Genomic DNA, 10,739 nt, shown 5'->3' with positions numbered 1-10,739 from the left:
CTAGTTTTAGACCCATACAAAAAGCTGGAAGAATTTATCCTTCCAGCTTTTTGTGCTATCTATTCAACTGTATCTAAAAGATTGTTGTTTTTGACACGAAATCTATAAACAGCGACGTAAGCGCTGAGTTGTTTTTCGCTGCGTACCGTTGCTTTCCGCGGGCACGGCCTCAGCCCCCTTGCCCCGACAAGGGGTATGCCGATGTTGTCCGCAAAGGACGGTTTTAGTCGGCCTTCACCATCTATCACTCTGCGGGGTCTTCGGACTCGTGCTGTTCCCGCAGGAGTCAACGGTCCTCCGCTCCAAGCAACTATCGTAATAGTGAATGAGCTATAAAGTGCTATTTAAACATCATGTTAGCGAAGGAAAAACAGTGATTCCTACGTGAGGAAAGGCATCGGTTAGACTCCGCAGCGACGGTTGATACTTTCGTTTAACGGTTGATTCCTTAACATGAGGAGCTCCCACGGAATGTATTTCCGTAGTTTTCACTACGTCGCAATTTCCATCAACTGCGACTGACTTATGAAAAATGCCTTGTTCTGTACCCACTAATGACTATTGTTTTACCGATACAATACTATCGTTATGTTCACTGATTACTTCCACCTTTAAATCAGATGGAACAACTAGGGTGGCATTCATATCAACTCTATCCTGAAAAGGTTGGGAAAGGGTGTGTACTGGCTTAAATTGTACATACAATGTATCCCCTACTTCTTTGATTAATAAATAATCCTGAACGGATGTAATTGGTTTCTTATCTTCTAGGGTTTGGGCATGATAAGTACCAAATATACTTACCACCTCATTTTTTGTATCTTCAATGCGTACCCCTTGCCATGCCTCATCTACCACAACTCGCTTAATATCTTTGCCAATATCATTTTCATATTCAGGGAGATCCATTGTTTTTAATTCCATCGTGGTCCAATCATTAAATTTGTCCAAAACTCCTGTTGCTGTAAAAATTGTAAAACCAATACCTGCCATCCCAATAATCCCAACAAATAAGATACTAAGTAAATCATATTTTACATTAGGTTTTTCTTGCTTTGAAAATAAAAGATATAACAGAATTTCTACACCAAGGATAACTAATATTATAGGCCACCATGTTAACAAAGCTAAGGAGGCTTCTATGTGAAAAAGTTGAGTAAAAAGTAACAGCAATCCCAAGAGAAGGAGTGATGCACCCATGGAAATGCTTCCTACACGCCACGTCCTCATTCTGTATCCCCCTCTTTTTTCTTCGTTCCAGCTAAAAGTTTAATTCCACCGCCAATAAGCAAGACGCAAACAACAGCGGTTTGGAAATAACTGCTGAACCAATAAGTGATGTCAACATTAAAGAATTGCCCGAGAAATGGTGCCGCTGCCGGAACTACTATATTTTCTAATAAGTAGTACGATCCAAAAACGATTAAACCAATCCCCACCCATTTTTGATGATTAATCAGGTAAGATATAACTGGTGTATCATCGATAGGTTCCTTTCCATGCTTTGATGCACGTTGTAAACCATCAAAGAAACTATAGAACCATATGATTGGTACTAAAAAGAGAAAGATACTAAGTCTTAGCACATCAAGAATATAAATTGAAAAGAGAAAGGCTGCCATTAACTGAACCCCTCGCCTTTGCATACCAAGATATAGATGCCCAGCACCAGGAAAAATCGATAAAAAAATGGCAATTGATTTACTCTTTCTCCCATCCTCCTGTCTCATTTCTAAATCTTCTAGAATGGAACGGTCTACAAGTTCTTCACCCTTTTGTTTTTTTGTCAGTTGTTGCATGGAATCGAAAAAACCATATACCCAAATGATCGGCAGGAATGCCAGAAATACAAGAAACTCATCTCGGCCTGAAACAGCTGTGACAAATACTACCATTACGCCCAAACCCAGAAACGCTGCTAAAATAGTAAGCCCCCGGTTTACAAGGCCTAATTGAAAATGACCCAGACCTGGAACAAATGACAATATAATTGTAAAGAACCGCTCCGTTTCTATGTTTTGTACAGTAGCGCCTGACTCCTCGTTAACTTTAGACTTAAGAAGACCTGAAGCTGTGACAGTCGTATCAATAAAATTAACGATATATAAAAGTAGCGCAACTACAGCCAGAAATACCTGTAATATATCAAAATAGTAACCAAAGACAATGCGAGCAACAATCGCCATAATAGGTAATCCGAAAACTACGATTGTATAAAAGATACCTCGTAATTTTCCTAAGTACAGTAAACCGCCACCCGGAAAAATTGCTAATAAAAATGCCAGAATCGGATTTTTCTTATTCATGTTTAATTTTCCTCCTTCGATCCTATTTCAACTCGATCAATTATTGAAAATGATTTATCCATGAGTCCTGACACAATGGAGGACTCTTTTTTATCAAGCGACTCAAATTCATTTACCACATTTATTAGTTGTGAGAAAACACCTGATGACATCAGTATGATCGTCATTGCTGCTGCCACGAAATAATGAAATCCAGCTTTTTGAAAGAAACTAGTTTTTCCCGTTGAGTTTCCTAGTTCGAGATTTTCACTTATCAATCCATCTAGTATCATCTCACTCGTTGTCGATAATGGTATTGGAATGTCTGCCGCTTTAACAGCCTCTGAATAAACTACTAAACATTGGTCGCACGTGTAGAGGTGGTCTTCATATTGCTTGCGAACCTTTTCTTCCAGTTCGTCATTCACATATCTGCTCCAATTCTCATATGAGACATGATTCATGAAAAATCCTCCTCCTTCCAATGTTTTCTTATCCACTGCCTTGCACGGTATAACTTTGTTTCAATTGATTTAATTTGAACCTGTTGTTCTTCGGCTAGTTGCTTATGGGTTTTTTCATTTATGTAATAACCAATCATAACCTCACGATAATTGTCAGGAAGTTCGTTCAGCTGATTCCTGACCAGCCGCTTCATTTCATTGTCTAATACCACTTGCTCCAAACTATCTGTTTGCGAGACATTCAGATTGCTAGATTCATTATCAATCTGAATATCTTCTTGTCTTCGAATGTGTTTTCGCTTACTATCAATCGCGTGGTTCACTGCTATTCTTGTGATCCATGTTTTAAACCCCTGATTCTTATACTGGGGAAGAGCATGATAGATTTTCAAAAAAACTTCTTGTACTGCGTCTTCTGTATCCTTGTGATTGCGAAGAACTGCATAAACACTTTTGTATATATGTATTCGATACTTTTCAACAAGAAGTCTAAAAGCGTGGTCGTTTCCACTCTTTACCTTTTCAATTAGTGTTTCATCCACACTTTCTCTTCCCCCCTTCCTGCCTACTAATATAGTAGACGATATTATACGAACAAACCCTACAGTTTTGTGACTTTTTAGTTATAGTTATCCATTCTATTTTGTAAAGGCTTTTTCCTTCTAACCTGGTAAAGTAACTTTATAAATTCTGACAGCAAAAAACACCACAGCGTATGTGGTGTAATTAAATCCAAAGGTTCTCTATTCTTATTCACTTAAGCCTTTTTTTAGCTTACCCCTCTATTATCTTTACATGAAAGGTTCTGTTTCTGGGCCCGTCGAATTCACAAAAATAAACACTCTGCCATGTACCGAGGATTAACTCTCCTTCAGAAATAATTAACGTTTCGCTAGCACCAACTACAGATGACTTCATATGTCCATCCGAATTTCCTTCCATATGAACATACTCATTCTTATTAGGAAAAGTTTGATTCAGACCTAGCTTTAAATCTGTTTTCACATCCGGATCTGCGTTTTCATTTATTGTAATTGCCGCAGTTGTATGCGGACAATAAACAACCATGATTCCGTTCTGTACACCACTATTCGTTATCGCTTCATCTAAATAGTGATCCAAATTGGTAAAAGATTGCGTTTCATTAGTTGTTATATCAAACGTAAATAACGATTTGCTCAACATCTCTCTCTCCTGTCTAAAGGTTATAGATAGTGTTCCCATTCAGGTTCGCCTGAAAACTACTATAACACGTTCATAGCACAGTTATGAATCACTAGCTTAGACTATAAATCGAATTTGAATTCTCCCTTTGTTACAATAGAAGAATAGAAACTATAAGGAGGTGCTTGTATGCGACTTAAAGATAAAAAAGTCATTGCACTAGTGGAAGATGATTTTGAAGATTTGGAGTTATGGTACCCTATATTAAGACTCCAGGAAGAAGGCGCCGACGTTCATTTAGTTGGAAAAGAGGCAAACAAGAAATATGTTGGGAAGTATGGTGTGCCAGCAGAATCGGCATATGCATTCTCTGACGTTAAGGCTGAGGCCTATGATGCAATTCTTGTTCCGGGAGGATGGGCACCGGATAAGTTAAGGCGCTACCCTGAGGTATTGGAGTTTATTCGGACAATGGACCAAACAGAAAAGCCAATTGGGCAAATCTGTCATGCGGGTTGGGTACTTATTTCCGCCGATATTTTAAAAGGACGAAAAGTAACCAGTACACCTGGAATTAAAGATGACATGACAAATGCAGGTGCCACGTGGATTGATGAGGCTGTTACCGTTGATGGTCATATCATATCAAGCCGACGCCCGCCAGATCTGCCACCCTATGTAAAGGCATTTGCTGACAAACTAGCTGAACAGTAGAATTGGATTTCCCCCGTACTTTATCGTGGGGAAATCCAATTTTATTTACACACGCATGTCAACCTTTTGTAAACTGCTACCTTTAACCCAACAGTCTCATCCAATTTCCCCTTGTCAGCTTCATGTTAATGGAATCTATCCATTCACCTTCAAACTCTAAATCATTTTTGTCGACACTTTCTATAACAAATCCAGCTTTTTCATATACTTTTAATGCTCTGGGATTAAAAGCAAAAACACTCAATGTTAGTTGATTCAGGTCAGTATGATTAAATACATAATCAAGCATTAGTTGAGTTGCTTCCGTTCCGAACCCTTGATTTCTACCCCTCGGCCCAATAAGGATTCTATAATTCATGCATTGATTTGTTTCATCAAATGAATTCACCACAGCTTCCCCAACCAGAATATTATTGGATTTATCAATTATGGCTAGATCCAGACGGTCCGTTGGCTTATTTCTGGTCTTATACCAATTAATGGTATCTTCTCTATTGAATTCGGGTGAGCTTCCTGTAAATTCTAAAACCTCATCGTCCTTTAAACATTCTTCTAAATAAGGGAAGTCTTCTACTACATTAAAAGGTCTTAAAATAATCTTTTTCCCCACCAATGTCGGTTTATTTCCTAAATCCATCATATAACCCACTCCATTATTCCATTCATACGAACCACAAATGTAGTATAACATTATTTTTAAAATATATATTTACGAACAAAAACCATTTGACCATGTTGCTCAATTGTTTTTTGTCACATATTTTCTACTTATCCATTGTATTTGTATTGATAAAACCAAACGGAGGAGACACTTCCTTTTCTAATTTAAGAATATAAGGAGTGAATGTGCCATGTGTTCCATCTATTATAACAGCTTCTCCATCAGTCTTTTTTGGCTGCAGGCTATATTTCACATCATAGCCTTGCATTGGGGCCTCTCTACCAACAAATTCAACAGCGACTTGTTCATCTGGCTCGGTTAAAATAACGGCGTAAGTATGACCTTTATGCGAAAACATTCCCGTCCCACCTGGTCCCATGAGATGAAAATCTTCCTTATACTCATCAGATAAACGGTCATAACTAACGATTTCATAAGCGATCTCTCTATTGCCAAAATCGATAAAAAACAGAGCAAGGATCACGATTACAATAAACGGAAAGGCACTCTTTTTAATTCGATTCAATTTTGTCTCCCCTTTGGTTTTGTAACCAACCGATTTATCCTTTCTTTCCATTGAATGAATTGTTGATTAGAGATAACTTGCTGTAAAAAGGCATACAAAAGAATAACATTCATGGATATAACAGACCACTCAGCACTCGATTGAAATCTAGCAATAACTAACGCAATTAAAAGCATCGACCAGTAATGAAACGTAGCATTACACATTCGCTTCCAAACAGGCACATAATTGTTACCACCGACCAATTGAGCTAATAAAATGATGTACCAGAACATATGTAGTGTAGGGAATTCATAAAGTCCATTAAGTCCTGCTAAACGATCCCAATCTAAGCTGAAGATTTCACTGAGGTAAAGCTCTAAAGTTAATGGTGCGCCATACATTTGAGCTAGAAACTGCAAGAATATGACATATATAGGGATGAATCCAATAACGGAAAACATCCAATAGGTTTGTTTTTTTATAATAAACCGATGGATAATATAAGCCACTACTAAAGCTTGGATTGGTGCAAGAATAAAATACGGTTGAAAGTATGCTCCAATTAGTAAACCTGGTCCGATAACACTTGCGATTATGCAAATAATTCCGATAATCACCTCTTTAATTAAATGATTTTTCATGGAGCCTGGGTAAGTCTGATTTACTTCTTCCTGCAACATTTCAATAGGACCAAATTGGTCAATCACAGCCTGAATTGCTTCCTTTTCATCTACATTGTCCCTGAGAAGTGAATCATAATGATCATAAAGATGTTGTTTCCATTCTTCCACTAGTTCTTTCTTTTCTATTTCATCTAGGCGTAATTCTTTAGTAATTTTCTTAATATAACTATCAAACTCTTTAATCGATACTTGTTTTGACATTCACATCACCCACAATCCGATGCATGACTTTTTGAAACAGACCCCACTCTTGCTTCTGATCAGATAGTGACTTTTTTCCTGCAATCGTAATTCGGTAATATTTCCGGCGTGGTCCATCACTTGATTTTTGCCAATAGCTCTCTACCAAACCAGCTAACTCAAGTCGTTTCAAAGCTGGATATAACGTCCCTTCCTTATAACTCAAATACCCTTCACTAACCTGGTGGACATTCTCGGTAATTTCATAACCGTACATTTCTTTTTCCGTAAGTAACGATAACAGAATAATACTCGTACTCCCTTTTAACAATTCAGTTTTTCTCACTTCATGCACCTTCCTTTTCTACATCGTATTACTACTTACTGTATATCGTAATACTATGTAGTGAAAAAATCAACTGTTTTTCATTATAATCCAGATACAGTTGTTGATTTTAGATACTTGCATTACAAATCCCCTAACATCAACTCACGCATTATCACATTGGAATTGTTACGTGTTTTCCAAATAAAAAAGAATCGAGAATACATACCAACGGTACGCTCCCGATCCTGATTAGAGTATTATACAAAAATCTATAAGTATCATCTTCATGTTCATTTACATGATTAGGAAACCATTCCATGCACAATGTATATTCCGATTATTAAAGATTGATTGAGCTTATGCCTTTGTATATAGTAGTTATCCAATCCAAACTTTATCCATTTACTTATCACTCCGGTTCTTTAATGCCGACTCTTTTTCATTAACTGCTACATGTTCACTTAAAACCTTGTTCAGCTTCTCTTTCATTTCATCTGTAGTAACTAAACAGCTTATGAAATGAAATTTTGCCTTAATTCTCAATTCATACCTATCTTTAACATCTTTTGAAGCTCCATAATATCTATGGTTTATATCAATAGGGATAAATTGAAACGACCTTATTTTCTTCCAGGCAACAAAGCGGCTTCCACAAAGCACGCCATCACCATTTACCGCAAATAAATTTAGGAGATTAGGAGAATTGATAAGAGGGAGAATCATCAATGGATACAAAGACCAATTAATCCCTTTTATAAATACTACTAAGCTAAACATGATTACCACAAATAGAAGCATAATAGAGTATACAATTATCCCTACTTTTTGTTTAGAATAGGTCGAGGAATCTGCTACTTTTTGAGGGTATTTTCTAATAGCCGCAATCTCTTCTACCGTTTTTGGCAAAATAACATCTTTCTTCATTTTCATTAAGACCTGAATAAACTTATAGCTGTAGTAACTGATAACAGTTAAAAATAGGATATCCATAAATAATTTCAATCTTAATCACCACTTTTCTCTAAAAAACATGTATTCCAATCAAAATGTTAGATGGTTAAAGGTTTGAAAGTATGTAAAACATGATGAAAGCAATTGATGCTACTGCTAAGACAACTCCCACAACAACAGCTACAAGGGATGATTTCCACGTGTAGCCTTTCATATCCAATTCTGAAGTTGAGCGATCAACCTTTCTAATGTGAAGAAATAAACTAATGTTTATCAGACCTAATGCGATTAAAGTAATTACGAACATAAAAGTAAAATCGATTTGAAAAACATGATCTGTTGAGCCACGACTGAAATAATATTGCATGAACATTAAACCACTTAATATTAAGTTCCAAATAAAACCCATTCTCCGCTGTTTATTCCATTCTCTTCCCATCTTTTGTTTTTCATAATTTGCTACTTGTTCAAAAATAGGAATGAATGATTTTGTGGAGTCACTCTTTAAAAATCCTAAAATTGCTTGGATCAGTATACTAATTCCAAGAATTAAAAAAAGCACTGAAAATGTTACATCAAGAACACTAATCATAACGAAGTAGATTGTTAATAATGTTAGTATAAGACCATTTGTTACTGCAATTTGTTTCCCTCTCATTTTTCTTAAATCAGTCAACTCCATATATTCCCTCCATTCACTGTCAATTATTTCTACTTACCCACAACCTAACACTATTAGCACATATCTGTGTCTATTCAACACTACAACGAATCTTGTGAAGAGGTGGAAGTATCTTTATTCCATCCCCATCTTTCAAGGACAAGAGCATCTGCAACAACCCCAAAACGATAAGAATTATAATTGTGGTATAGTCCATAGAGGTTTAATCTTCCAATCGTTCATATAACTTTGATAACTATTCCTTTTTATATATACGGCTCAACCACCATTAAAGTTTCAAGGGCATTTTTCCCTTCAAATGGCTCGTTTATTGAAGAAAAAAGGCTATTTAGTAAAAATTTCGCTTGTTGAATTCTTTTGTCAGGAAGTTGTGTAATCTTATAATGAACGCTTGAGAAAATTGATTTAAACGCCTGCATTAATGGTTACTATTAACGGTACCATATAAAAAACCCTTTACTCCTTATCAGAGTAAAGGGTGAAAAAATAGTTTACAACTTACGACACATTTATGTTCAGTTACAAAAAAGTCGGGTACTATGAAACGCTTGAACCCGCATTCCTACGTTTTGTGAATTGATTCACAGAAAACAAAGTCGGGTACTGCTAAAATTTCCTTGTTACAAAAAAGTCGGGTACTAAATGGTTAATAAGCAATTATTTCGCCCGAACGGTATCATATTCCGTTACTTTTAATGAAATCAACCTTTTCACTTCATTTGAAACGGACTTATTAAGTCCTGCTTTATTATAAACTTGCCATTCAATGATCGGTTCATTATCTCTTTCCAATTTCTCTACGGTGAACGCTACACGCCTCATTTGAAATGATTCCACATCCTCTTTCACCTGGTGAAATACTATATACTCGCAGAATAAGTCAACTGACTATTCTGCGAACTACTGTTTATTTGTATATTCAAGCACTTTCCTTTAAAACTTCATATGGGCTAGTTCTTAACGCTTTAGTCGCTGGTATAATTGCCCCGATAATTCCAATTAGTGTTGGAATACAAATGGTTAATGATAAGATAGTTATCGATTCCCACGGAAAGATTTGATACATAATACCGATATAAGACATCGATAAGACTAGACCAACTAATCCAGCGAGAAAGCCGATTAATGCACCTTCCAAAATAATCGTAAAACCCACTGTCTTATTCTTCCAACCAATTGACTTAAATAAGGCAAGTTCATTTTGACGTTCCACGATGTTCTGCCACATCATTTCAGCCGTTGTTAATACGCCAACAAAAAAAGCCGCAGCCATTATGAAATAATGCGATTCATTCACTTCTACTGCTACAAATTCACCTAAATAGGAAGTGTAAAGTATTCCATCCAAGCGAATGGATACAAATAGGTAAAACGATAGTAATGTTGATGGGAGCGCAATAGCCAAAATAGACAGTAAGTTTCGTCCAGGTCGCTGCATCACTTGATTGATTACTAATCCAACCATCGATTCATTTTTCAACAATCGTTTTGATTTAGCCCTGATTTCCCCAGTCTTAATCCCTTGATATGGTTTAATTCTACCCACTTGAACTAGCGGAAGTATACTACCAAAACCGTAAATCAAAAATGAAGTTAAGCTGACCCAGCCAACTTTTGTTGCATTATAATCAGCTCCGTTAAGAGATAGAACGTATTCTACTGCTAGCGCTAAAAGACTGATTAAAACCACATAAGAAAATGCTTCTAAAACAATCATTTTACGCAACATTCCTGTACGCCAACCTAAAGCTAGAAAAATACTGTAATCTTTCCTATTTGTTAAGAAGGAAACATAGGAGGTTGCTAACACATACATAATTCCAATTAAGAGAACGGCTATTAGTACACTTGAATAACCGAGAGTAGATTCTCTGAAAATGGTGATTGCAGCACCTATATTAATCCACGAATCTTCCATCCATCCCTCTGTTGTACCATTGTTAACAATTTTTGTAACAACAGGTTGCGGGGAAGAACCTCTTGTGATTGTAACTTGTAAACTAGTTAATTCCGTGATTTTCTGTTTAACTGACTCTAATTTTTCTTGTGAGGAATAGCCGAGTTCTTCTATTCCATCCACTTTAATACGAATCGACGAAATACTATTTCCACCCATAAT

Annotated in this window: 14 protein-coding genes; 1 reads left to right on the top strand and 13 read right to left on the bottom strand. The window is 36.5% G+C overall.

Annotated elements, in window-relative coordinates; genetic code table 11:
* Positions 1 to 558 precede the first annotated feature (558 nt).
* The 5 genes from ACOI1D_RS19350 to ACOI1D_RS19330 form a co-directional block, all read right to left on the bottom strand.
* Positions 559 to 1,230 (bottom strand): hypothetical protein, encoded by a 672-nt coding sequence (locus ACOI1D_RS19350; protein WP_422503589.1) that lies wholly within the window; start codon positions 1,228 to 1,230, stop codon positions 559 to 561.
* A complete protein-coding gene (locus ACOI1D_RS19345; RefSeq protein ID WP_422503587.1) occupies positions 1,227 to 2,306 on the bottom strand; it encodes a hypothetical protein in 1,080 nt (359 codons plus the stop codon). Before ACOI1D_RS19345 ends, ACOI1D_RS19350 begins: the two co-directional genes overlap by 4 nt.
* Positions 2,307 to 2,308: 2 nt before the next feature.
* Positions 2,309 to 2,749 (bottom strand): hypothetical protein, encoded by a 441-nt coding sequence (locus tag ACOI1D_RS19340; protein ID WP_422503585.1) that lies wholly within the window; start codon positions 2,747 to 2,749, stop codon positions 2,309 to 2,311.
* Complete coding sequence (locus tag ACOI1D_RS19335) at positions 2,746 to 3,291, bottom strand: RNA polymerase sigma factor (RefSeq protein ID WP_422503583.1); 546 nt, start codon at positions 3,289 to 3,291, stop codon at positions 2,746 to 2,748. Before ACOI1D_RS19335 ends, ACOI1D_RS19340 begins: the two co-directional genes overlap by 4 nt.
* A gap of 232 nt (positions 3,292 to 3,523) precedes the next feature.
* Positions 3,524 to 3,934, bottom strand: a complete 411-nt coding sequence (locus ACOI1D_RS19330; protein ID WP_422503581.1) for a secondary thiamine-phosphate synthase enzyme YjbQ — start codon at positions 3,932 to 3,934, stop codon at positions 3,524 to 3,526.
* Positions 3,935 to 4,102: 168 nt separating this feature from the next.
* On the opposite strand from ACOI1D_RS19330, the gene ACOI1D_RS19325 reads away from it, so the two are divergent.
* Positions 4,103 to 4,627: a type 1 glutamine amidotransferase domain-containing protein gene (locus ACOI1D_RS19325; protein WP_422503579.1), complete on the top strand. Its 525-nt coding sequence runs from the start codon at positions 4,103 to 4,105 to the stop codon at positions 4,625 to 4,627.
* Between the two features lie 82 nt (positions 4,628 to 4,709).
* Here the strand turns inward: ACOI1D_RS19325 and ACOI1D_RS19320 are convergent, their stop codons facing one another.
* The 8 genes from ACOI1D_RS19320 to ACOI1D_RS19285 form a co-directional block, all read right to left on the bottom strand.
* Positions 4,710 to 5,267 carry a GNAT family N-acetyltransferase gene (locus ACOI1D_RS19320; RefSeq protein ID WP_422503578.1) on the bottom strand — a complete coding sequence of 186 codons (558 nt, stop codon included), beginning with the start codon at positions 5,265 to 5,267 and terminating at the stop codon, positions 4,710 to 4,712.
* Between the two features lie 124 nt (positions 5,268 to 5,391).
* Positions 5,392 to 5,814, bottom strand: coding sequence for a hypothetical protein (locus ACOI1D_RS19315; RefSeq protein ID WP_422503576.1), 423 nt, complete (start codon positions 5,812 to 5,814; stop codon positions 5,392 to 5,394).
* The gene (locus ACOI1D_RS19310; RefSeq protein ID WP_422503574.1) at positions 5,811 to 6,680 is read right to left on the bottom strand and encodes a permease prefix domain 1-containing protein; all 870 of its coding nucleotides are present in this window, start codon (positions 6,678 to 6,680) and stop codon (positions 5,811 to 5,813) included. The genes ACOI1D_RS19315 and ACOI1D_RS19310 overlap by 4 nt, the downstream gene beginning before the upstream one ends.
* The gene (locus ACOI1D_RS19305; protein ID WP_422503573.1) at positions 6,658 to 7,005 is read right to left on the bottom strand and encodes a PadR family transcriptional regulator; all 348 of its coding nucleotides are present in this window, start codon (positions 7,003 to 7,005) and stop codon (positions 6,658 to 6,660) included. The genes ACOI1D_RS19310 and ACOI1D_RS19305 overlap by 23 nt, the downstream gene beginning before the upstream one ends.
* Before the next feature lie 384 nt (positions 7,006 to 7,389).
* Positions 7,390 to 7,989: a hypothetical protein gene (locus tag ACOI1D_RS19300; RefSeq protein WP_422503571.1), complete on the bottom strand. Its 600-nt coding sequence runs from the start codon at positions 7,987 to 7,989 to the stop codon at positions 7,390 to 7,392.
* A gap of 55 nt (positions 7,990 to 8,044) precedes the next feature.
* A complete protein-coding gene (locus tag ACOI1D_RS19295; protein WP_422503569.1) occupies positions 8,045 to 8,620 on the bottom strand; it encodes a hypothetical protein in 576 nt (191 codons plus the stop codon).
* 657 nt (positions 8,621 to 9,277) lie between these two features.
* Positions 9,278 to 9,457, bottom strand: a complete 180-nt coding sequence (locus ACOI1D_RS19290) for a hypothetical protein (RefSeq protein ID WP_422503568.1) — start codon at positions 9,455 to 9,457, stop codon at positions 9,278 to 9,280.
* 82 nt (positions 9,458 to 9,539) lie between these two features.
* Positions 9,540 to 10,739: FtsX-like permease family protein (locus tag ACOI1D_RS19285; protein ID WP_422503566.1), on the bottom strand; the 1,200-nt coding region annotated here is incomplete at its 5' end.

The sequence above is a fragment of the Virgibacillus sp. DJP39 genome, assembly GCF_049310925.1.
Taxonomy (GTDB): domain Bacteria; phylum Bacillota; class Bacilli; order Bacillales; family Amphibacillaceae; genus Virgibacillus_F.
The sequence above is the reverse complement of the archived record's forward strand: the minus strand, read 5'-3'. Positions and strand labels throughout refer to the sequence as shown.

What these genes read in the sequence shown, in the direction of transcription:
- ACOI1D_RS19340 (WP_422503585.1), bottom strand. Translation starts at nt 2,749, where the DNA reads ATGAATCATGTCTCATATGAGAATTGGAGCAGATATGTGAATGACGAA.
- ACOI1D_RS19350 (WP_422503589.1), bottom strand. Translation starts at nt 1,230, where the DNA reads ATGAGGACGTGGCGTGTAGGAAGCATTTCCATGGGTGCATCACTCCTT.
- ACOI1D_RS19310 (WP_422503574.1), bottom strand. Translation starts at nt 6,680, where the DNA reads ATGTCAAAACAAGTATCGATTAAAGAGTTTGATAGTTATATTAAGAAA.
- ACOI1D_RS19295 (WP_422503569.1), bottom strand. Translation starts at nt 8,620, where the DNA reads ATGGAGTTGACTGATTTAAGAAAAATGAGAGGGAAACAAATTGCAGTA.
- ACOI1D_RS19325 (WP_422503579.1), top strand. Translation starts at nt 4,103, where the DNA reads ATGCGACTTAAAGATAAAAAAGTCATTGCACTAGTGGAAGATGATTTT.
- ACOI1D_RS19345 (WP_422503587.1), bottom strand. Translation starts at nt 2,306, where the DNA reads ATGAATAAGAAAAATCCGATTCTGGCATTTTTATTAGCAATTTTTCCG.
- ACOI1D_RS19320 (WP_422503578.1), bottom strand. Translation starts at nt 5,267, where the DNA reads ATGATGGATTTAGGAAATAAACCGACATTGGTGGGGAAAAAGATTATT.
- ACOI1D_RS19330 (WP_422503581.1), bottom strand. Translation starts at nt 3,934, where the DNA reads ATGTTGAGCAAATCGTTATTTACGTTTGATATAACAACTAATGAAACG.